The organism is uncultured Methanobrevibacter sp. (assembly GCF_902771435.1).
GTDB lineage: Archaea > Methanobacteriota > Methanobacteria > Methanobacteriales > Methanobacteriaceae > Methanocatella.
This window is the reverse complement of the sequence record NZ_CACXXB010000017.1, coordinates 45,135-68,356: the sequence shown is the minus strand read 5'-3', so window position 1 is coordinate 68,356 and position 23,222 is coordinate 45,135. Positions and strand designations below refer to the sequence as shown.

20 protein-coding genes, 1 tRNA gene and 1 pseudogene are annotated in these 23,222 nt (G+C 37.1%); 7 read left to right on the top strand and 15 right to left on the bottom strand.

From position 1 onward, the window contains the following. The first annotated feature begins 6 nt into the window (after window positions 1-6). Window positions 7-762 (top strand): sugar phosphate isomerase/epimerase, encoded by a 756-nt coding sequence (locus QZU83_RS06050; protein ID WP_295610488.1) that lies wholly within the window; start codon window positions 7-9, stop codon window positions 760-762. Here the strand turns inward: QZU83_RS06050 and QZU83_RS06045 are convergent, their stop codons facing one another. The 7 genes from QZU83_RS06045 to QZU83_RS06015 form a co-directional block, all read right to left on the bottom strand. Then, window positions 763-3,081: a DEAD/DEAH box helicase gene (locus QZU83_RS06045; RefSeq protein WP_295610487.1), complete on the bottom strand. Its 2,319-nt coding sequence runs from the start codon at window positions 3,079-3,081 to the stop codon at window positions 763-765. A 182-nt stretch (window positions 3,082-3,263) separates the two neighbouring features. Further along, a complete protein-coding gene (locus tag QZU83_RS06040; RefSeq protein WP_295610485.1) occupies window positions 3,264-4,772 on the bottom strand; it encodes a Mur ligase family protein in 1,509 nt (502 codons plus the stop codon). Continuing rightward, entirely contained in the window at window positions 4,765-6,150 is a 1,386-nt protein-coding gene (locus QZU83_RS06035; protein ID WP_295610483.1) for a Mur ligase family protein, read from the bottom strand. Before QZU83_RS06035 ends, QZU83_RS06040 begins: the two co-directional genes overlap by 8 nt. Before the next feature lie 95 nt (window positions 6,151-6,245). Beyond that, window positions 6,246-7,433 (bottom strand): aconitase X catalytic domain-containing protein, encoded by a 1,188-nt coding sequence (locus QZU83_RS06030; protein WP_295610482.1) that lies wholly within the window; start codon window positions 7,431-7,433, stop codon window positions 6,246-6,248. A gap of 1 nt (window position 7,434) precedes the next feature. Beyond that, complete coding sequence (locus QZU83_RS06025) at window positions 7,435-8,769, bottom strand: DHH family phosphoesterase (protein WP_295610538.1); 1,335 nt, start codon at window positions 8,767-8,769, stop codon at window positions 7,435-7,437. After that, window positions 8,759-9,157, bottom strand: coding sequence for a 30S ribosomal protein S15 (locus QZU83_RS06020; RefSeq protein WP_295610481.1), 399 nt, complete (start codon window positions 9,155-9,157; stop codon window positions 8,759-8,761). Before QZU83_RS06020 ends, QZU83_RS06025 begins: the two co-directional genes overlap by 11 nt. Window positions 9,158-9,226: 69 nt before the next feature. Continuing rightward, window positions 9,227-9,778 (bottom strand): XTP/dITP diphosphatase, encoded by a 552-nt coding sequence (locus QZU83_RS06015; protein WP_295610479.1) that lies wholly within the window; start codon window positions 9,776-9,778, stop codon window positions 9,227-9,229. Between the two features lie 145 nt (window positions 9,779-9,923). On the opposite strand from QZU83_RS06015, the gene QZU83_RS06010 reads away from it, so the two are divergent. After that, window positions 9,924-10,511, top strand: a complete 588-nt coding sequence (locus tag QZU83_RS06010) for a stage II sporulation protein M (protein ID WP_295610478.1) — start codon at window positions 9,924-9,926, stop codon at window positions 10,509-10,511. A gap of 49 nt (window positions 10,512-10,560) precedes the next feature. Here QZU83_RS06010 and QZU83_RS06005 read toward each other — a convergent pair whose 3' ends face one another. Beyond that, complete coding sequence (locus QZU83_RS06005) at window positions 10,561-12,159, bottom strand: bifunctional N(6)-L-threonylcarbamoyladenine synthase/serine/threonine protein kinase (RefSeq protein ID WP_295610476.1); 1,599 nt, start codon at window positions 12,157-12,159, stop codon at window positions 10,561-10,563. Window positions 12,160-12,238: 79 nt separating this feature from the next. On the opposite strand from QZU83_RS06005, the gene QZU83_RS06000 reads away from it, so the two are divergent. The 3 genes from QZU83_RS06000 (at window position 12,239) to QZU83_RS05990 (ending at window position 16,022) form a co-directional block, all read left to right on the top strand. Continuing rightward, complete coding sequence (locus QZU83_RS06000) at window positions 12,239-12,787, top strand: hypothetical protein (RefSeq protein ID WP_295610475.1); 549 nt, start codon at window positions 12,239-12,241, stop codon at window positions 12,785-12,787. After that, a complete protein-coding gene (cobT, locus tag QZU83_RS05995) occupies window positions 12,780-13,847 on the top strand; it encodes a nicotinate mononucleotide-dependent phosphoribosyltransferase CobT (protein ID WP_295610473.1) in 1,068 nt (355 codons plus the stop codon). Before QZU83_RS06000 ends, cobT begins: the two co-directional genes overlap by 8 nt. Window positions 13,848-13,994: 147 nt before the next feature. Continuing rightward, window positions 13,995-16,022: a hypothetical protein gene (locus QZU83_RS05990; protein ID WP_295610472.1), complete on the top strand. Its 2,028-nt coding sequence runs from the start codon at window positions 13,995-13,997 to the stop codon at window positions 16,020-16,022. Between the two features lie 50 nt (window positions 16,023-16,072). Here QZU83_RS05990 and uppP read toward each other — a convergent pair whose 3' ends face one another. Both uppP and ilvE read right to left on the bottom strand, forming a co-directional pair. Continuing rightward, window positions 16,073-16,906, bottom strand: a complete 834-nt coding sequence (gene uppP, locus QZU83_RS05985; protein WP_295610471.1) for an undecaprenyl-diphosphatase UppP — start codon at window positions 16,904-16,906, stop codon at window positions 16,073-16,075. A 12-nt stretch (window positions 16,907-16,918) separates the two neighbouring features. After that, window positions 16,919-17,842: a branched-chain-amino-acid transaminase gene (gene ilvE, locus QZU83_RS05980; protein ID WP_295610469.1), complete on the bottom strand. Its 924-nt coding sequence runs from the start codon at window positions 17,840-17,842 to the stop codon at window positions 16,919-16,921. Window positions 17,843-17,965: 123 nt separating this feature from the next. Here ilvE and QZU83_RS05975 point away from each other — a divergent pair. Both QZU83_RS05975 and QZU83_RS05970 read left to right on the top strand, forming a co-directional pair. Further along, window positions 17,966-18,037, top strand: a tRNA-Val gene (locus tag QZU83_RS05975). 267 nt (window positions 18,038-18,304) lie between these two features. Further along, a pseudogene (locus QZU83_RS05970) lies at window positions 18,305-19,088 on the top strand (F420-dependent methylenetetrahydromethanopterin dehydrogenase). Window positions 19,089-19,304: 216 nt separating this feature from the next. Here QZU83_RS05970 and hisB read toward each other — a convergent pair. The 5 genes from hisB to QZU83_RS05945 form a co-directional block, all read right to left on the bottom strand. Further along, complete coding sequence (gene hisB / locus QZU83_RS05965; RefSeq protein ID WP_295610468.1) at window positions 19,305-19,883, bottom strand: imidazoleglycerol-phosphate dehydratase HisB; 579 nt, start codon at window positions 19,881-19,883, stop codon at window positions 19,305-19,307. Window positions 19,884-19,922: 39 nt separating this feature from the next. Further along, window positions 19,923-20,123, bottom strand: coding sequence for a 4Fe-4S binding protein (locus QZU83_RS05960; RefSeq protein ID WP_295610466.1), 201 nt, complete (start codon window positions 20,121-20,123; stop codon window positions 19,923-19,925). Between the two features lie 10 nt (window positions 20,124-20,133). Next, window positions 20,134-20,826, bottom strand: a complete 693-nt coding sequence (locus tag QZU83_RS05955) for a winged helix-turn-helix domain-containing protein (protein WP_295610464.1) — start codon at window positions 20,824-20,826, stop codon at window positions 20,134-20,136. A 64-nt stretch (window positions 20,827-20,890) separates the two neighbouring features. Further along, window positions 20,891-22,453 carry a flippase gene (locus QZU83_RS05950; protein WP_295610462.1) on the bottom strand — a complete coding sequence of 521 codons (1,563 nt, stop codon included), beginning with the start codon at window positions 22,451-22,453 and terminating at the stop codon, window positions 20,891-20,893. A gap of 51 nt (window positions 22,454-22,504) precedes the next feature. Beyond that, window positions 22,505-23,089, bottom strand: coding sequence for a flavodoxin family protein (locus tag QZU83_RS05945; RefSeq protein WP_295610460.1), 585 nt, complete (start codon window positions 23,087-23,089; stop codon window positions 22,505-22,507). Window positions 23,090-23,222 lie beyond the last annotated feature (133 nt).

Below are 23,222 nucleotides of genomic sequence, written 5' to 3'. Positions count from 1 at the left end.
GATATCATGAAAATCGGTGCATCAACACTAGCAGGAATAGAATATCCATTGGAAAAGACATTGGAATTCATTGAAGAATTGGGACTTGAATATGCTGAATTGGTCCATCAGTTCCCATCAGAAAACATTGACGTCAATGTATTGGAAAGCTATGACCTGAAATACTCAATTCATGCCCCATTTATGGATGTAAACATTGCCGCATTGCAGGATAAAAGCAGATTAAACTCAATAAAACAGATTAAGGAATCAATAGATTTGGCTGGAAAAATCAATGCCGAAGCAGTTGTTGTGCATCCGGGACTTGCACCATTTTTGGCCAACAAATATTTCCTTGACAAGGTTTACCAATATTCAAACGAATCCATTAAGGAAATTGGTGAATACGGCAGCAATCTTGGTGTTTTGACCACAATTGAAAACATGCCAACATTTGACGGAATGATTTACCAGAATCTGGGGGATTTAAATGATCTTCTGGTTTCACTTGACATGTCAATGACACTGGACATCGGCCATGCAAACCATGCAAGCTATCCTCCGGAGGCAATGTATTTTGATTCAATTAAACACATACATGCCCATGATAATTTTGGTGATGATGATGCTCACCTTGCATTAGGTGAAGGCTCCATTGAATTAAACACTATCATCAATAATTTTGAGAAAAATAAATTTGATGGCATCTATATCATTGAGGTAAATGATTACGATTCCATTAAAAAAAGTTATGAATACATGAAAGACAACTTCAAAATCTAATTAAAGAAGTTTCTTTTCTTTTATTTCATTTTCAAAGTATAAATATTTGGATTCAACCACTTTTCTTATATTTTTAGCTGTTTTTTTACCTATACCTTCAACTTCCTGAAGTTCACCTTCAGTAGCTTTGATTACATTTTCCACAGTACCGAAGTGCTTAAGCAAGTTTTTGGCATTGACGGGACCTATATTAGGCAATGATTCAATTATAAACAACTGCTGTTCCCACAGACTTGTAGGTTTCTTATCCGTCCTGATTTGTATATTGACCTTATCACCGCTCTGTTCACGAACAGCGATTCTTTTAATCATAGCGGCAGTATCCTCAGAGTTTCTGGTTGGAATGATGCTGATGCCGAAATCGATTGCAATAGCTGCAATGGTTCCCCTTACTGCATTTGGATGCAACATGCCGTTGTAGATGTCATCACCTTCCAAAATAAGAAGCGGACGTTTGAACTCTTCGGACAGTTCACGTGCCTGTTTGAACAGCCTCTTATCGATTATTGAATCAACAAAATCCTTTGCGGTTTTCCTTTCGATAACCACTTCATCGCTTACCTGATAATCTCCGACAGCCATTGACCTGATTTGAACGTCAATCTCCATTTCAGACAGATGCCTGATGACCTTAGAATTGCCTTCCCTTGAATCTGCAAAAACAACAGGGTTGGATTTTTCAACCTTCGGCCTGTCGATGACTTTAATTCTCTTCTGATTCTCCATTCTCTCAATGGCAGAGGCATTTAACTCTTCCAAAACTTTAGGATCAATCAGCTGGTATTTCATGTGCTCCTCTTTTCTAACACTTGCCCAGTAATAAGCCTCATCCCTTGTTCCGTTTGTAATCAATACCTTTACACGACCTGTTCTTTTACGGCCGGTTCTGCCTCTCCTTTGAATCATACGAACTTCTGATGGAACAGGCTCATATAAAATAACCAAATCAACTGCAGGAATATCAATACCCTCTTCAGCAACACTTGTTGATAACAGAACATCATACTCCCCCATTCTAAATGATTTGATAATGGCTTTCTGTTCCTTTTGAGTAAGACCCTTTTCACCATCCTTTGCAGCCTGACCGAAGAACTTGGCTGATTTGATGCCTTCCTTCTCAAGCTTTTGGTGAATCATCTCCAAAGTGTCCCTGTATTGTGTAAATACAATGACTTTTGAAGACTTTTCATCTTTTTCCTTAAACCTTGTGGATTGGAGTTTTGTCTGGCCATCGTCAGCACCCAGTTCCTTTTTCAAGATATTGGTTACTTCACGAAGTTTAGGATGTTCCCAACCGTGTTTTTCAGCCTCACGTGCCATCTTGACTGCCCTTCCAAAATTGTCATCCCACATTAAGGATTTTGCCGCTTTTGTCCTTTTCTTTCGCAAACGGGCAATATACTTATTGAAAGTTTGGATCCCCTGAGTTTCTATCAGCTCCTGTGAATGCTGAATATTGATTACCGCACTTAAAATTGAAATGGCCTGGAAAAGATCCTTGTCCGGATTGACGGACCTTGCAATTTCACCCTGAATCCTTCCTCTTGCCTTTAGAATATCCACCTTACCGACGGAAACTGTTCTGATTACTCCCATATTCTTTAAAGCTTTAAGTCTTACTTTCAGGGCCTTGTCAATGTATTTTTTTATTTTCTCAAGTTCACTGCTCATTTTAACTCTGACCCAGTCAATTTCAACCGGATTGAAGTATGGCCTTACATCGGAATCCTGTTCTGTTTTAACTACGATATTCTGAATGTATAGATTTTCACACACTTCCTTGATTTTTGACTTGTCAGAGCCGGGAGAAGCTGTAAGACCCAAAATCAGATTATAATTTGATTCCTGAACATAACGGGAAGCCAGATAAACATAGGAGTACGCCCCAACACCATGGTGGCATTCATCAAAAACAATAAGTGAAACATTGCTTAAATCATAACGTCCGTTCAACAAATCGGATTCGACAGTCTGCGGAGTTGCACAGATTACCCTGGATTCCTCCCATCTTTTAACCCTCTCATCTGTCTTGATTGCTCCTGTTATTGATGAGCAGGGCAGGGTTAAAAATTCCTTAAAGCTGTCTTCATGCTGAATAGCTAGCGGTTTTGATGGCGCCAATATAAGCACTTTTGAATTTTTCACCTTCTGCAGCCTGTCTGCAGCCACCAAGATTGCGACAATAGTTTTACCCAGTGCAGTAGGTGCGACAACCATCGTATTTCCCTTTTTTAAAACATCCCCAGCTAAAACCTGCTGATATAATCTGGATTCAATAGAATCTTTTTTAATTAAAGGATGTGAAATATAACTAGCCATAAGAAAACCTTCTGAATTAAAAAATGAGTTTATACCAATAACCCTTATTATGATATTATTTTTCAATGCTTATAAAGGATTAGTGAGAGCATTTGATGAGTAATATTGCCACTGAAAAGATTAAATTATATGGCGAATTTAGAAAAAGTGATGAATAATATTATTTTTAGACAAAAATAACATTATAAGTCAAAAATAATGGATTTGTACTTGGTGGCGGCTTCTCCAATAGCTATAACCATTTCACAATCCAAGTTTAGAGCTTTTCTTAAACCGTCACGCACTTCTTCTTCAGATGCACCCAATGTTCCCCTTTTTTCAAAGTCATCGACATGGTTTAAAAATATCCTGTCATTCAATTTAGGGTTGGCCCTCAATTTTTCAAGAGCTATCTTTTGAGATGCAACTGAAGCAGGAACAATGAATTTGGAGAACTTCAAAACACTGTTGAATATGTCAAGATCACCAACATAACCTGATTCTGATGAAACTGTTATGACGGTTGTAAAGTCGCCGAATAGCTTTTTAAACTCTTTAAGTACAGTTTCCACACCTGCAGGATTGTGGGCATAATCAACGAAAATGTCTTTTCCATTAACCTCACACACTTCCTCCATTCTTCCGCTGACCCCAGTGAAGCTGGCAATGGAAGGCAATATCTTATCATACGGCAGGTCAAGGAATTCATGGGCCGCAATAATAACTCCTGTTAAGTTATAGACATTATGCAGTCCGTCTACACCCATTTTAACAGTTAGTTTTTCTGTTGGAGTGTGCAAATCGAAAGTTCTGTTGGCAAGGTCCACATTTGTAGCTATGTAGTCAACCTGAGGAGTAGTTATGCCGCATTTGCAGAAGTAATATCCGCAACCGGAAATTATTTCCTTAACTGCAATTTCTTCACCGCAGACACATTCCTTCATACCGATGGAATCCGGAAGCTCATCGACACCGAATGTGATGACCTCCCCTTTAAAGTCAAGTTCGCGTAAAAGTCCCATGATGGTCGGATCATGGCCGTTGACAATCAGCTGGCCCAAACCCAGCTCGGAGATGAATTCCCCTTTAACGTTGGCATAATCCATAAAGCTTCCAAGGTCATTCAAATGGTCGGGAGTGATGTTTGTAATCAAACCGGATGCCATGTCTGTATTTTTGACAATCCTTCCAACAGTTCCCGGAACGCCGAAGGTTCCGACTTCAAGAATCCCGACATCCCCATCCAGCCTTGACTGCAGTATAGGAATGAATTCTGCATTGCCCTGCATGCCTTCAAGGTCATGTTCACATGGCTTGATTCCATTATCATAAGCAATTCTTTTAAGAAGTGTTGTTGTGGTTGTTTTGCCGTTTGTGCCTGTAATTCCGAATACAGGCTTTTCTGGCTTGATCATATCAATAATGTCGCATAATTCCAAAATTGGCTTTCCGCAATTCTTTAAAATTTCAGCATCTTTTGACATGCTTGCAGGAGGAATTATGTAATCCGCCTTCTTGAAAAATGATTCCGGAGTCTGTCCGTAATAAACATCAATGTCATAACCTTCCAGAGCCTTTGCGAATCTGCAATCCTTTTTAAATGTTATGTCTGTACCTATAACATTATATCCTCTTTGCTTAAGAATTCTGGCAATTAGATTACCATTTGCTCCGCAAACTCCAATGACTCCAAAGGTCTTATTTTTATTCATACTTTTTGCTCCCTTCCTCTAATCCTTTCATAATCTTGTCCACTGTAGTAAGCCTGTCGTATGCTATGAGGGGACCCATATGTAAAATGATATCACCAGGTCTTGAATATTTGAATGTCTCACATGCGGCTATCTCTATATTTTCAACAGCTATCTTTTCAATGTCAGGATTGGAAATTGCATCCAGAATTTCCTGGGCCGCTTCCATTTCAACCTCTTGAGTCACTTCATTAAATCCGCTTGCTATTACTGCCTTGATATCATAGTTGCTTACTAATTCGCCAACTTCAGCCTTATCCCTTACAGATAATGTATCAAAATGATCCAGGAACAGGACTACACTTTCATCCTTAAAATAGTCCAATGTAATTTTCATTCCGTCATATAAAAATGCGGAATCCAGAATTACCCTTCTTCCGTTGTAATCTCCGACATCCTCCATGTGTGCAGGCAATCCCTTAAATACAGTCAGTGCATCAGTAATGTCTTTTTCACTGACGCCGTATGTCAATGCAGCTGCTGATGCAGCAACGGAGTTTTCAAAGAAATAGCTCATCATATAAAATGGGGTTGTAAATTCCACATCCTTTGACTTTATTGTCAATGATTTTTCCCCAACAGTTCCCTTGAAGTCCACATCCTCATCCAATGCATAATAGATTGCATCATCACGGACGCTTTCGATAATGTCACGGCAGGAATTGTTTGCAATGAAAGTTTCGCTCATTGCCTGCAGGACAAGTTTGCGCTGCTGGTATTTTTCAAGTGAACCTCCGAATTCTGACAGATGGTCCTCTGCAATATTTGTCAAAAGACCTATTTTAACATTCAATCTATTTAGAAGACCTATAGTGCCGTGAGGAAGTTCAAAAATAGCTATATCACAATCATCTGCTTTTCCTTTTACTATACCGTCGATGATGGCTTCTGAAACCAGGTTGTTTACAAGTGATGAACAGGACCACACTTTAAATCCTGCCTGTTTGAAAAGACTTGTAGTAATGAAGGTTGTTGTAGTCTTACCCATGGTTCCGGTGATACCGATGATGTCGACAGGAATCAGGTCGTTGACGATTCGGGAAAATTCTTCATTGGTTAAGACTTTTAGATTTGAATTTTTAACTTTTTGAGCTATCGGAGCGGAATCAGGTAATGTCGGAGGCATATAAACTGCATCGAACCCGTCTGTTGATGGATCTTTATTAGGCAGGTCCAGAATAACACCTTCCTTTTCCATTTCAATTAAACTTCTTTGAAATTCAATTTTAAATTCTGAAATATCTTTTAAATCAGTTATTACAACTTTATGGCCCAAATAATTTAGCAATCTTGCAACAGGCCTACTAGCATTTCCGGCACCAACAACTAAGTAATTCATAAAAAAGTCTTCCTCATAATTTCTATTAGTATAATTTATAGAGTTTATGTAATTTAAAGTTTAATAAGTTTTAAAAAAAAAGAGTTTGAGAAAACTTATTCGAATTGAATAAGGTTTTCTACATCATTATAAACAACATCAAGTCCACACATTGATGGAACATAGTTTGCTGCCTTTGCTGAATTTACACCAATCACTTCAAAGCCCATATCTTCAATAGGAGCCACAACCATACAGGTGTCACATACAACATTTCCACCCGCATTTTCAATAATTTCTGTGTAGCCCATCCTGTCGGCTGTTGCCTTTACGCTGACTGATGTGCAAATCCATAGTTTGTTCTTAATAGTTTTTCCCTGTACGATACTTGCTACCTGCTTAATTTCTTCAAGTGATGCGTGAGGACAGCCTAAACAGATTAAATCAGGATCCTTATCAGTGGTTGATAATTTCTGACGGGTTTCATTGATTTCATTTTCTGATATGAACATTATATCCTCAACTTCAGCCTCACCGGCCTTGTCGAATTCAGGAGTTACATTATCAATGTGATAAAGTGCAACGGAACCTGATGATGCCAAAGCGGCACCAAGGGTTTTCAAATCGTTATTGTTAGGAGTGTTTTGAAGCTTGAAGTAAGGCACTCCACCGCCAACAACTTTACCGATGATGTAACCCAATGCGCCAAAATCAGCGCCGCTTAATTCGCAGCTAACATTAACAACAAGGTTGGCTTTTCTGTTTTGCTCCAAATGAAAACCATACAATGGAGTTTTTCCAACGATTGCTGCTGCAAGTGCTGCAGGACCTCCTTCACGATTGGTTCTGGCACCGATTACAGAGTTTACGTAAGCAACAGCAGATGATTCGGACCATGAAACGTGGTCTCTGAACCTTGGAACATTACCTACAAGATATGGAGTGCAGGTACATGTTTTGGAAATTCCCAGTTTGGCATATGCATCTACAATCTGATTTTGCTTTATTGCAAAGTCCTTTGGAAAACCCAATGCTTCCCAGTTATCCAAATCGGTTCCAGGAGGATTCAGTGATGCATTTACACTAGCTTTTCCGGAACCGTCCAAAGCCAAATCCTCAAGATATTCCAAACCGGCATCTCCGATTGTTTTGTAAGAAACACCGGATACCTGTGCGGAGGTAATGTCAACCAATTTGGAAGCTCCATAGATATCGCCTAAGGCTACAAGTATATCCATACTTTTTCTGATGGTTTCTCCAAATTCCCCATCGCACATTTGTTGTTCTTCTTTTGTTAAAAACATATTAATCACTGTTTAATTGATATTCAACCATTTCATCAACTAAGTGTAAGAAATTATCTTTACTGTCATAAGGTATCATTGCACCAGCCGCTATATCGTGGCCTCCTCCGGTTCCACCGAAATTGTTGGATGAATCCTGAAGGGCTTTTCCTAAATTAACGCCTTTTGCAACCATGTCTCTGGTTGTTCTTCCTGAAATCTTAATATCCTTGTGAAGTCTTGAAAGACCAAGTACTGGTTTGGAATCATCCAATAGCTCAACGGACAAACCAATGCTTGCAATGGTTCCCATTATGGATTTCAACATTTTATCTTCACTGTAAAGGTATTGGATTGAATTTAATTGTTGAGCTCCTTCCTTTTTAATCCATTCAAGACCTTTGACAATCTGGTCACGGTACTGGCGTTGCAATCTTAAAGCGGCATCCAAAGCCTGATCCTTTTCGCCTAAAGCAATGCTTAAACCCAATCCCTGTTTTTTGTTTTTGCCGCATGCATCAAGAATATATGAATACTCCTCCAAATCACGCAACATCGGAGATTCCTTTACAACTGTATAACAATCCCCAAAAATATCAGGATTGATGCTGATTAAAGCATCCTTCAGCAAGTCCTTTTCTTCATCTTCAAGGTCTGTGAATTTGATTCCATAAGACAGGTTCATGCGCTCCAGAAACTCGCGGGCTCCATCCAAATCTCCACTGATTCCCGGAAGGGGTGGTGAAAATGTGTAGGCCAGAGATTTGAAAATCGGTTCTGATGATTTTGAAACAATCTTTAAACCTTCATGAATCTCCAGATTTCCACTTTCAAGAGCATCGTCAAGAATCAATTTGTTTACACCTGTAAAACCTTCCTGACCTTGCATATCACCAAATGCTCCAACCAACGCATAATAAGCCAGATGTTTTTTGTCCAAATCCCTGATAGTCAAATAAGCAGAACCTGCACCGCATAAGTCCTTACTTCCATCAACACCGAAAAGGTGCGGATTCACATGGACGACATTGCTTTCAGCTTCGGTATCATTAACCTGATGGTGGTCGGCAACAATAACATCATGCTTGTAGGTGTTGAATTCCTTAATGAACGGACTGCCCATATCTGAAAATATGAATAAATCATGCTTTTCACTTCTAAGCTGATTAACCATATCTTCCTTAAGACGTGGGACGAGAGTTGCATGGAATTGAACATCCTCTTCGGCCAAAGCATTCGCTATGACTGCCGCTGCTGAGATTCCATCAGCGTCGTTATGAGAAATTAATCTGATAACAGTATCATTTTCCATATGCTCTTTGAGCATATTGCAAGCTTCACTAGCTCTATTTAACAAGGAGTGCTGCTTCTCTTGGATTATATCTCCATCCTTCTGGTAATTTACCTTCATTTACATAGTAAGAAGCTAATCTTCTGATTCTGGATTCAATGATAGTTAAACCTCTTCTGGAGTGTAAATCTTTAGGGTTTTCTTCTAAGTGATCTCTGATGTTAACAGCTCTTCTGATTAAGTTCATTAAGTCTTCCGGATAGTCTCCAGCTTGACCGTTTCTTCTTAAAATTTCGGTAATTCTTTCGCCGGTTACATCTTTAACTGATGGAATTCCGTATTGGTCTCTTAATACAATACCGATTTCGGAAGTACTTTTACCTTCTCTGTTAAATTTTAAAATCATTTCTTCAATTTCTTCATCACTATAAGTTACCCATTCTGGTCTTGCCATAATATAAACCTCTTTAAATTTTTTAAATCTTAAATAAGCCCAATTAAGTATATTATTAGAAAAACAATGTTAATCTTGACTAGAATACCATTTGATAAATTTTTCTAAAGAATTTTTTCTATGTGAAAATTGGTTTTTTTCATCAGTTGTAAGTTCTCCGAAAGTCTTACCTAAACTAGGTACATAAAACAACGGATCAAAAGCGAAACCTAAATCTCCCCTTTCTTCAACTGCGATTTCTCCTGACACTTTGCCTAAAAAGATCTTGGGCTCAGAATTGGGGGCACAGTACCCAATAACTGACCTGAATTCGGCATAACGGTCATCAGAATCTGCTAATAACTTTAAAATTCCCTGATTTCCAATAGTATCTTGAACATAATGTGAATATGTTCCTGGAAATCCATTCAAAGCTTTAATGAATAAACCAGCATCTTCCACAATCACAGGACAGTCAAGTTCATGACAAGCATATTTTGCGCCTGATATGGCCACTTCCTCAAGAGTTCCCTGAGGCTCTTCGTAACCTAAATCAATATGCTTCAAGTTAATGTCATAATCCTTGAAAATATTCTCTGCTTCTTTTACTTTATGTTCGTTACCAGTTATAAATGTTATCATATTTTTAAATATGAAGGTGGTTTTTATTATATATGTTGGTTTTTGAAAATGTTTTCCAGAACTTAAAAAACCAATGACTGGACATGTAAAAGATACGCCTCATTGAAATTCAAATTTAAATAATTATTTCGACATAGTTATAATTATGAAACTATTTGAAGAAGGATTCATAGAACGCAACAAAAAAGTCATAATAACTGCAATACTGATAATGTTTATTTCGGCCATTATCGGTGCAGGTATGGGATACATATACAATGGCGATAAATTAAATTTCATATCAAATGCACTATCTTCAAACCCGGTCAATAATAATGTAAGCACCGCTTCAAGCTCAATCAGCTTATTCATTCACAATTTCATCGTTGATTTTTTAACAATTATTGGCGGATTGATTTTTTCCATTTTTTCCTTTGCAGTAACTGTTTTCAATGGAATTTCAATCGGATATGTTTTCGGTTTTGATTTGAAATTCGCATGCTCAACAATCCTGCCACATGCCATATTAGAATACACCGCAGGAGCATTATCCCTGGCAATCGCCTTTAAGTTGACAAAAATCGAAATTGATATAATCAAAAAAAGGAATTTTAAAAACACGATCAAAGAGCATAATATTGATTTTAAAGATATTCTGTCAATATTTGTAGTTATGGTAATCCTACTGGCTGTTGCAGCCGTTATTGAAGGCCACATTACACCTTTGATTGCCATGTGGGCTTACGGACTCTAGTTTTTGCAGTTAAAAATTGAAAAATAAGGTTGCCCCATTGGAAGTGAAATCAGTGAGTGTATCTTCCTCGAGATTCAATATCTGAAATATGTTCGGCAACTTTTTCATTATCATATCCTTTTAAAACCAAATCAAAGTATTTTACGGCTAAATTATAGTCAATACTTTGCAGGGATTTTTTCAAAACAAGCAAATCAACAGCCTTATCCTCATCAAGCCCTGAATGTCTGCCAAGACCGAAGTCAATGAAAACCAGCTGGTCATCTCTAAGCATTATATTTGAGGTGGTAATGTCTCCATGAATAATGTCTGCTGAGTGAAGCTTGGAGATTTCACGGCCAATTTCAAATGCCAAATCCTCATCAATAATGTCCTTAACAATAACACCATCGATTTCTTCCATCAATATTGATTTGTCTTCCAGATTAACATCATATAGAACCGGTGTTACAACGCCAGCCCCTTTTGCATCTGACAACAATCTGGCCTCAAGCTTGCATCTTGCCTTTCTGATTTTGTTGTCGATTTCGGGAATTCTGTAATTTTTTACAATCCTGTCCTTCAAGACAGCAGGCTCTCCCAGGTAATTTGCCCTGACAATGTTTGATTCTGCGCCTTTTGCAATCAAATCATCCGCTAATGTCAGATAGGTTTTGGTATTGTCAATCCATGGAATATCGACCTCATCTGTTCTGAATCTCTGAATGATTCCGGTATTAGCCAAATCCATTGGGCCGAACTCGTTGCACATCAACAGGCCCAGCCATGCAATCATTACCCCATTATCGCCACAGAGCTTCATTTCAGGCATATAAAATTTGGCACCATGCTCTTCTGACATTGTCTTAAGCATTTCCCTCAATCTTGAATTGGCTGAAACACCACCGCAAAGCATCACCTCATCCTTTTGTGTGTGGGACAGTGCCCTTTCGGTCACCTCCACAAGCATTGAAAAGGCAGTTTCCTGAAGTGAAAAACAGATATCCTCCATTTTGGTTCCCCTTTCAGCTTCTCTCAATGCTGCTGACAGCAATCCTGAAAATGAGAAGTCCATACCCTTTACGCTGTAAGGCAAATCTATATATGAACCTTCCTTAGCCAGTTTTTCAATTACTGGACCTCCAGGATGTCCGAGACCTGTTTCACGGCCAAAATGGTCAAGGCAGTTTCCGATAGCTATATCCAAGGTTTCACCAAAAATTCTGTATCTTCCACTTTCATATGCTATAACTTGACTGTTTCCGCCACTTACGTAAAGAGAAACAGGATTGACAGCACCTGTATCAAGTTTTCCAACTTCAACATGACCTATACAGTGATTCACACCTATAATTGGCTTTTTAAGTGATAATGCCAGTGTTCTTGCTGATGTTGCTACTATCCTTAAGGCCGGACCAAGACCGGGACCCTGTGAAAATGAAATAAGGTCAATGTCATCATATGAAATTCCTGCCTGAGCAATAGCTTCGGGAATCAGCTTAGGAATCCACTCTGCATGATGTTCTGCGGCAATTCTTGGATGAATTCCACCTTCTTCCGGAAACAGCTGTTTTCCAGCCATAGCCAATATATTTCCGTCACTATCCACAATGCCTACACCGGTTTTTTCTGCAGTTCCTTCAATTCCTAAACTTATCAAAATAATCAACTAAAAAAATTTAATTAATATTATTTAATAATTAAGAATATAAAAATATTTTTTAAATTTAAAAAACAAATGTGAAAACATGGGATTTTATAGTGCGAATACTCCGGAACAGAAAAGAGTTAAAAAATTGACAGGAGACATTAACATCAGTGAAATGTTTAAAAACGAATGTGAAATTCGTGGAATTCCAATTTATAATGCTTACAATATTCAAAAAAGATTATTGCATGAGGTGGAACAGGAACAACTTCACGGTGTTAAAGAAGTGGATGACAGAATGATGGAATTGCTTGACGAAAGGTCAAAAAATAAGGTAACACACAGATATGTTGACTTCGTTTCAAACGAGGACAGCGCTTCAAGAGGAGTCATACCTCCAAGGTCAGACGAACAGTCAGCGCCTCAAGAGCAAATGGAAGTTCCTCCTATGGAAGAAAAAACATCACTGCCTCCAAAAGACCAGATCAGAATTCCGCCAAGGGCAAGGGACGGCAAGCAATTCTACAGGGACGATGAACTTCCGGAAATCGAAATGCTTAAGAAAATCATGATTCAAAACAAGAAAATTATTAATCAAAATAAAATCATTATTGATTTGTTGAAAAAACAAGGTGAAAACAATGATTGATGGAATTACAACTTACGGATCTGAAGAATTAACCAAAATGCTTCAGAAATGTGATGATCCGGTATTTTTACTTACAATTGGAACTACTGAAACCTCATTGATTGAAGGAATTTCAGGAGCAGGCCCATCAGCGGACCTGACAGAATACACTCCCGCTTCAGATGCCGAATTTATGATTTTAGGCGAAGTAAGATGCTGTGAAGCGCCTGCTGAAACCGTAGTGGGTGATGAAGCGGCACCGACACCTGCAAGACTTACTAAAGCTGCACTGCAACTTGCAAATATCCCATTCGTCATTGTTGATGCCGGTTCCAAAATTAAGCCTGACGTTGAATATGTCCATCTCGGAAAAGACTACGGAAGAGACATTAGAACAGGTAAAGGAGTTTTAAATCCGTTAGAAATATTTGAAAATGCAAAAGATTTGGGTGCTGAGTTGTCAAGAAGACATGAAATGCTAATTATCGGAGAAAGCATTGCTGCAGGAACTACCACCGCGTTAGGAGTCTTAAGAGCTTTGGGTTATGATGCAAATGAAAAAGTCAGCGGCAGCATGCCCCACAATCCTCATGACATGAAAACAAAAGTCGTCGATGAAGGATTGAAAAATGCAGGGCTTGACCCTGAAAAAGATGACATTGATGCAATGCAGGCCATCGGAGCAGTTGGAGACCCTACATTAGCTGCAATGGCAGGAATCGTACTGGGTTCTGATATTCCGATTATTTTGGCAGGAGGAACACAGATGGCTGCAGTCTGTGCCATTGTAAAATCAGTACAGCCTAACTTTGACTTTTCAAGAATCAACCTGGCCACTACAGTATTTGTAGCGGGCGATGAAACCGCAGACCTCTTCGGAATATTGAAACAGATTGACGATAACATTACCGTTAATGTAGTGAATCCGAGATTTGAAGAATCAGAGCATGGCGGTTTGAAAAATTACCTGAAAGGATTTGTTAAAGAGGGCGCAGGAGCCGGAGGAGCCATGTACACTGCACTCGTTTTAGGAAATTCCGTTGAAAAACTTAGAAAAAGAATAGAAAAGGTATGCAATTAGAGATATTTCTCTAAACCTTTTTTTAATTTATATCATCACCAAAAATTTTTCACAGATCAACCATTTTACACCCCCATTAGATATCTTTATTAATTTTATTCTACAAAATTACTATCGATAAGAACATTCTTATACAAGGAGGGTAAAATGAATAGACGATATAAACAAATATTGCTTATTTTAGTAATTTTATCAATAATTACATCAATAAACTGTGTTAGTGCAATAGACGATATTAATACTAATATTACAAGTTCAGATACATCTGAAGCATATATTTCGCCAGACGGCAATGACCATTTAGGTGATGGAAGTCAGGGAAATCCTTACAATAGCTTAAGACATGCTATAGATTACACTTCGAATGATTCTACAATATACCTAAATGATGGCCGTTATGTGGGTGAAGACAACAGAAACATTTCATTAGACAAATCAGTTACTCTTATCGGCAAATCAAAAGAGAATACAATAATTGACTGTGAATTATCCGGAAGATTATTTGCAATGAATTCAAACAGCAAATTAACTTTAATTAATCTTACATTAACAAATGGTAATTTAACTGACAATGGAGGGCTGATTTATAATGAAGGCGGACAAATTATAATTGAAAATTGTATTTTAAGAAATTCTCAAGGATATCTCAATGGGGGAGCCATATACAATAATTTTGGAACATTGACTATTGAAAATACATGTTTTATAAACAATACTGCAGTTCAATATGGAGGAGTTATTTATACAATCGGGCAAACCATCATCAGAAATTCCAATTTTACTCAAAACGTTATGACTGCACAGGAAAGTGTAGGGTGTTGTATTGCATCTAACGGAAAATTAAACCTTGACGGATGCATATTTTCAAGGAATTTTGTGGTTTACTCAGCAGCAGCACTGTTAAACCTTGGAAATGCAACAATCAACAACTGCAGATTCGAATATTTGACTACAAACTATACTGCGGGAGCCATAAGCAATCATAATTATGCGGTCATAAACAATAGTTATTTCGGATATAATGATGTCAAATATTATGCAGCGGCAATTTTAGCACCGCCAAGCGGCCAGCATGTTATTACAAAAGTTTATAATTCCATTTTTGAAAAAAATCATGCAGGATACCTTGGAGCGGTAACCAACAACTTCAAAGACACCGAGCTCATCATGGAAAAATGTGCAATTGTTGGAAACTACATTATAAAAGACAGATATTTTGGAGACATTGCATTGGATGATAATGCAACTGCACTATACTGCTGGTGGGGACAAAACAACGTAAGCACCTATTATTACTCTCCGCACAGCAGTGATCATAGACCTGAAAAAATCAACGCTTCCAGATGGCTGGTCATGACATTTTCATCAGATAACGGCATTGTTTATAAAAATAGGAATAATATTCTAACTGTAGATTTAAATTATTACTTTGACAATGAAACAAAAGAGATCCTCAAATTAAATGAAGGCATTAATCTTCCTTTAGAAGTTACAGTTTACACATCTTCAAAAACCATTACAAAAAAATTGGTGAATGGTGCTGCAACATTTAATATTAAGCCTGAAGAGAATGACGATGAGGTTTATGCAAAAATCGACAACCAGATATTGAAATTGGATGTGGACTCAAAATATTCAACATTGAGTGTAAAGGATTTTACAAAATACTATAAAAGCACCAAAAAGTTATCTGTAAGCTTACTGAACTGTTATAAAGAAGGCATTGTCGGTGAAAAGGTATCAATTAAAATGGGAGGTAAAACATATAGTGCATATACTGATGATGACGGAATAGCCCGTTTTAAAATTAAGGATGCACCTAAAACATTCAATGTAAAAGTTACCTACAAAGGAAATAAATACTATACCGGGAACAGCAAAACCATAAAAGTTAAAGTAGTCAAACCAATCATTAAAGCTTCAAAAACTACAATACGCAAAAAAGGAAAATTTGTTGTCACTTTTAAAAATGCAGATAAAAAACCGATAAAGCATGTTAAAGTTAAGTTTAAACTCAACGGTAAAACTTTTATCAAAACAACAAATGCCAAAGGACAGGCAAAAATCACTATTAACCTAAAAGCAAATAAAAAATATACCGTTAAAGTAGGTTTCAAGTCAACTAAGACTTATGGAACCACTACCTTAACCAAAAAAATTAAAGTAATTGCATAATCAATTATCATATGATAATTGATTTATTTTTTTTTGAATTACAATTACATCTAAAATATATGAGCTATTGAGCCCATGAATACAACTATGCCCACTATCCAGCAGTAGTAAGCGAAAATGTCCAAACTTCTTTTTTGAATTAATTCAAGCATCCATTTAATAGCTGCGTATCCAGCAACAAATGCTGCAATGAAACCTAAAATTACAGGCAGGAAGTTCGCATCCATTGCCCCGCCGATGTCTTTAAGCTGCAATACAAAAGCGCCCAAAATAGCGGGAATTGATAAAATAAAACTGAATTTGGCTGCAAATTCCTTGTCAAGTCCCATTACAAGACCTGCTGCGATTGTTGTACCTGAACGTGAAAGACCAGGTAAGACTGCACATGCCTGACCTAAACCCATGAATAATGATTCCTTAGGTCCAATATTTTTTAAATTAATTTGACCGCTTGTCATTCTTTGAGACAGGTAAAGTATTGTACCGGTTACGAACAGGAAAAATGCAGGAACGTATAATGCGCCGGCAAACAGTGACTCCACAGCATCATCAAACAATACTCCCACAATAGCGACAGGAATAGTTGCTAAAATAACATACCACGCAAGTCTTTTATAAGGATCATCGATTAAACCTTGCCTGAATCTTCCCTGGATAATGTCCTGAATACTGCTTATCCAGGATAAAATCATTTTAATGATATCTCCTCTAAAGAACCATAAGACTGCAAGTAGAGACCCCAAATGAAGAAAAGTATCGAAAGCGAGAGAGCTTTCAACACCCAATATGTTTTGGATAAACACCAAATGAGCTGAACTACTAACCGGCAAAAATTCAGTCAGACCCTGAACAATACCGATTATAATTCCCTGAATTATATCCATAGATTACACCGCTTAGATATAACTTAACCAGCCGTATTTATCTTCAACTTTAGCTTCGACAAGATCAAAGAATGCTGTTTGTAATTTTTCGGAAACAGGACCTCTTCTTCCAATGCCTATTTGTCTGTGGTCAATTGAACGGATTGGAGTTACTTCAGCTGCGGTTCCTGTGAAAAATACTTCATCTGCAGAGTATAATCTTTCTCTTGAAATGACTTCCTCAACTACTTCATATCCTAAGTCACGTGCAATGGTCATGATGGAATCTCTGGTAATTCCCCTGAGGTTGGATGAGGACATTGACGGAGTGAATAACTTTCCATTTTCAACAAGGAAAATGTTTTCCCCACTACCTTCTGAAACATGTCCTTCATAATCAAGCATGATTGCTTCATCGAATCCATTGTCTATGGCTTCGAGTTTGGCTAACTGGGAGTTCATGTAGTTTGCACCACATTTTGCAAGTGCAGGGAAAGTATCCGGTGCCGGTTTTCTCCATGATGAAACACCAATGTCTACACCATTTGCCATTCCTTCTTCTCCAAGGTAGGATCCCCATTCCCAGGCGGCGATTACTACATTAACAGGACAGCCTAATGGGTTTACTCCTAATTCTCCATATCCTCTAAATACGATTGGGCGTATGTAACATGCTCCTAAATCATTGACACGAAGAGTTTCTAAAATAGCTTCTTCAACTTCTTCCTGTGTATACGGAATATCAATCTTATAAATTTTTGCAGAATCAAATAAACGTTGTACATGTTCTTTTAGGCGAAATACTGCTACACCATTTTCGTTTTCATATGCACGAATGCCTTCAAAAACACTAGTACCATAATGAACAACGTGAGAAAGTACTGAAATGTTTGCATCTTTCCATTCAACAAATTCTCCGTCCATCCAAACTTTAGTTTCTTTATCGTCCCATGCCATTATATCACTTCAAATTTTTTTTTATAAGTATAGATATAATATTTTATATTAATATAATTTTCTTAACAAAAATTGTCAAAATAGAAAGGTATATATAATAGAAAATTCATAATAATATTTGTTGGTTCCGTGGTCTAGTGGTATGATACCTCCCTTACAAGGAGGGGATCACGAGTTCGAGTCTCGTCGGAACCACTTATTCTAATTTTTAAAAATTTTTCATATTAGTTACCACACTCCATATTTTCGGTACAAATTTTCTTTGAAATTTTGGCTTTTCTAACTTATTTTTACTCAATAAATTTTCAAAAATATATCGAAATGTATATTTTTTTATCTAATCAAATAGAATATTAAACAATATTCATTAAAATAATTTATACAATGCTTAAAAATCGTAAATAATAAAATTTAAATAGTTTCTGAATTAAAATTATAAATATCGAAAAAGGAGATTTAATTATGGTAGTTAAAATTGCTATTATTAAAAGTGGTAATATTGGTACTTCACCAGTAATTGACCTATTGTTAGACGAAAGAGCAGACAGACCAAATATCGATGTAAGAACCTTTGGATCTGGAGCAAAAATGAACCCAGAACAAGTAGAAGACGTTGTTCCTAAAATAGACGCTTTCGAACCTGATTTCGCAATTTTCATTAGCCCAAACCCAGGAGCTCCTGGACCAGCTAAAGCAAGAGAATTATTATCTGAAAAAGATGTTCCTGCTATTATCATTGGTGACGCACCTGGTAAAGGTAAAAAGGACGAAATGGATGAACAAGGCTTAGGTTACATCATCGTTATGTCCGACCCAATGATTGGTGCTAAAAGAGAATGGTTAGACCCAACTGAAATGGCTATCTTCAACTCCGACATCTTAAAAGTATTAGCTGAAACCGGTGCTTTAAGATTAGTTCAAAAAACTATCGACGCTGTAATCGCTCAAGCTGACGCTGGAGAAGCAATCGAATTACCTAAACTCATCGTTACTGCTGAAAAAGCTGCAGAAGCTGGCGGATTCGCAAACCCATACGCAAAAGCAAAAGCTATTGCTGCTTACGAAATGAGGTTTCGAAAACTTCATCCCATTAGTAGCTGCTGCTCACGAAATTGCTGCATGCGCTGCTAAATTAGCACAAGAAGCAAGAGAAATCGAAAAAGCAAACGACACAGTTTTAAGAACCCCTCACATGAAAGAAGGTAACCCTGGTTGTAAAACTGAGTTAATCTCAAAACCACAATAAGTAGTATTCTTACTACTTTTATTTTTTTTATTTTTTAAAGCCGACAATCGAAAAACAGACCATTTCCCATCAATAACTGATTTTTAAATATATTGCACCCAATATGAAATTAATATTAATTTAATAACACTATGAATGCTATTAATTTTATAAATAAGTAAAAAAAATTAAAATGGCCATCAAATAGCCCAAAGAAAAAAAGAAAAAGTATTGGAGTTATAATACTCCTTTTGTAGATGGAATCTGATCATGTTCCACTTTAATTGCTTCTTTTAAAGACTTTGCAAATGCCTTAAAAATAGCTTCAGCCTTATGATGATCATTAACTCCTTCAACAGTGCCGTAAATATTTACTTTTGCACTGCCTGCAAAGGATTCGAAAAAGTGAATCAGTATATCTGAAGTCATGTCGCCAATCTTTTCATTTTTAAAGTTAAGATTCATATTGCAATAGCTACGTCCGCTTATATCAATTGCAACGGTAGCTACAGATTCATCCATAGGAACAATGGCGTGTGCCATTCTTTTAATTCCTTTCTTATCACCAATAGCTTCACTGAATGCTTCACCAAGCAATATTCCAACATCCTCAATGGTGTGGTGGTCATCTATCTCAATGTCACCGACGGCTTGAACATCCAAATCAATCATACTGTGCTTTGAAAAGGATTCCAGCATGTGATTAAAAAAATTCACTCCTGTAGAAATATTGTAATCCCCACTGCCGTCGAGATTCATCTTTATAGCAATTTCTGTTTCTGAAGTTTTTCTTGAAACATTAGAATTTCTTGTCATAATCTAACCTATATTTAAATTGATTTTACCTTTAAGCATTCAAGCATCTTCGCCCGGACGTATAATTTTAATGCAGTTTGTAGGGCATTCCATTGCACATAGTGTACAAACATGACAATATCTTAAATCCAATATATGTGCAACGTTAGTGATTTTCCAAATTTTAGCAGATTTTGGACAAATCTCTTCACATTTACCGCAAGCAATACATTTATCTTCATCAACTAAAATCTGTAACATCAAATCATCCTCATAACTTTAGAGTGGCAACAGACATTGCCTTAAATCCAACATATACCTCTTTTCCAATGTTAAGATTTAATTCCTTTTCTGCAGAAACTGTAATGTCTGAGCATAATGTAACTCCGCCAACATTTACTTTGACGCGAATAATCTCATTTTCAAGTTTCATTTCAACTATCTGGCCCTTAAGAATATTGCGTATGCTTGAAGTCTGCGGTTCCAGCATCAAAAAGATATTGTCATAACTGATTAATGCCAGTATCCTATCTCCAATTTCATATTTCCTGTTTAAAGGAGCATTGATCATGAACTCGTTCATCTTAATTGTCATTACGCCTTTAACAGTATCAACATCGACAATTTCAGCTTCTATTTCATTAACGTCCTTATGAAGTTCCATAATTGCGTTAATCTTTTTACATTCTTTTAATATAGAATATCCTTCTTCAGTAAGGGTAGTTCCTCCACCCCCACCTTTTCCACCTTTAGTTGTATTTACAATTTTAACGTTTAGTGTTGATTCAATTTTCTCAATGTAGTTTAGGGCAGTTCTGTAAGAAACATTAATAGCCTTTGCTGCTTGAGTTAAAGAGCCAGTGTCCAAAATGTATTCTAAAAGCTGATATTTCTTACTGTCCAATAAGAAAGAATTTCCATCTACATTGATTTTATATTCAACACCTGCACTCACATCAGCCATTATATAATCCCCCAATCATATAATATGATAAATATTTGTATTTTATATATAAATAGCTTTACCATTACTTATTTCTAAATTCAATTTTTTCCACGAAGTCTAGCAGTTTATTAACTATTTTGGATAACGGACCGAATTTGGCGGCATATCCCCTTAAAGTTTCTATATCATCTTTTGTGAAAAATTTGACTAGAATCAATGCAAAGAAATAGGCAACCATACACACCAGTATTCCAGGGAACAGCCATAATGTGGTTTTTGGAATCAGAAGCCCGACAATACCCATTATTGCAGTAGCGGACAATATTTTAATGACCGGTTTGGTTGGCGCTTTTGTCTTGGTCAGCTTGAATACAAAATAGATGCATGGAACCATCATTAAGAAACATGCGATTGTTGTAGCCGCAGCACCACCTGCAATTCCCAAAATCGGAGCAAATATCCAGCAAAGGCCTGCAGTGATTATGGAACCGAAAATTAAAATATACATAGGAATTCTAGGGTTTCCAATACCCTGGATAATACTTGTTGATATTGCAAATATTGAATAAAAAGTCATACCGATGGACAGTATTGCCAAAGCGGGAGCACCGGCAGCATAAGCTGGTATCTTAAAGTATAGCAACCTTAAAATAGGTACTGAAAACAGTGCAAGGCCAATACACATCGGAACTACAAAGAGCAGTGAAATCTTATATGATTCGCCGACATATTTTTGAAGTGCAGAAATGTCCTTAAGCTTGAACGCTTCAGAAGAAGCCGGCAGGATTGTAGTGGCTACAGAAATAGAAATCATCAAAGGCAATCTGGCAATAGGATCTGCGGCTGTGAAAAAACCGATACTTTCCAATGTTAAAAATCTGCCCATAATGAGTGTACAGATGTTATAAATAAGCATTTCAGCAATTGCTGTAATGATAACAGGAATAGAGAACTTAACGAGCATTATGCCCAATTTCAACTCCTCTCTAAATGGAAACTCAAAGTCACCGGTTGGATTTGGGATATATTTCGGCATGAAAAATTTAAATATCAGTACGGATGAAAGTGCCGCAAGGGCATAACCTATTACAGTACCCCATAGAGCCCCAATGACAGAAAAACCTATTAAGACAAATGCTGTTGCACATAAAATCATTGACAGCTGCTCGATAGCACGGGTATAGACGATATATTCCATCTTGTATACTCCCTGAAATGCACCTCTAAATGCACCTAAAACAACACTGAACGGAGTAATCAGACCGATAATCTGCAATGGAACCATTACTTCAGGCTTGCCCATGAAATTATTGGCCAGCAATGGAGCAATGACAAATATCATCAAAAATCCCAATAGCAGTCCCAGGAAAACCATCATTTTCAATGCCGTATAAATGGTCTGCCTGGCCATGTTATGATCTTCAACAGCCTCATATTCCGCAATATATTTGGATATGGCCGGAGGAAGACCTCCTGAAGCTAAAGTCTGAAAAATTCCCTGAACGGACATTGTGGTTCCCAAAATACCGTTGTTTACAGGTCCCAAAAGTGTAGCCATTAAAAAACGGTACAGGTAACCTCCGATACGGAAAATAATATTACCTATGAAAATTATCAAACTGCCTCTTACTAACTTATTTGCCATGATATACCTTTAAAAAAATTATTTATTATTAATTTAACTTGATTTTAATATTTAAATATATTTATTTAGAAAATTTTTAAATTCATGTAAAGTCCTGTTCAAAGACTCCATTCCATAATCGTCTTCCTTAATATCCTCAATGGAATCATTTGACCAGAATGATGCCCCTAAATTGGAACCGAATGGTCCTCCGCTTACGGGGATAATTCCATGAATCATGAAATATGTTACATTTTTAAGGTGGGCAAAATCCTGACCGCCTGTCCTGTCCCCTCCAACAGCAATGCTCATTCCAATTTTTCCTCGAAGCAGATTATAATCAATAGCTTCCAATGCCCTTGTCCTGTCCATTATGGCTGCCAAATTACTGCTTATCCCTCCGCTTTGAACAGGAGTGGCCAAAATAATTCCGTCAGCCTCCTGAAGATTTTTGTAAACTTCAAGCATGTCATCCTCTATGATGCATCTCTTGTTCTCCAGACAATAATCGCAATGCATGCACGGTTTAATGGTTTTAGTCTGGCAGGTAAACATTTCATACTCAAATCCGTCCTGCTCAAGCTGACTTAAAGCATTTTTTAAAACATATTCAGTCGTGTTATTTCTAGGGCTAGCACAAATACCAAAAATTTTCATGAAAATACTTTGTAATGCACTTCTTAAATACTTTTAAAAAAAAATAAGTTGAAGATTGAATGCCCAACATTATTCTGCACATGACCACTGTAAACAATTCATTAATTATAACTTTATATTTTAAACTTATCCT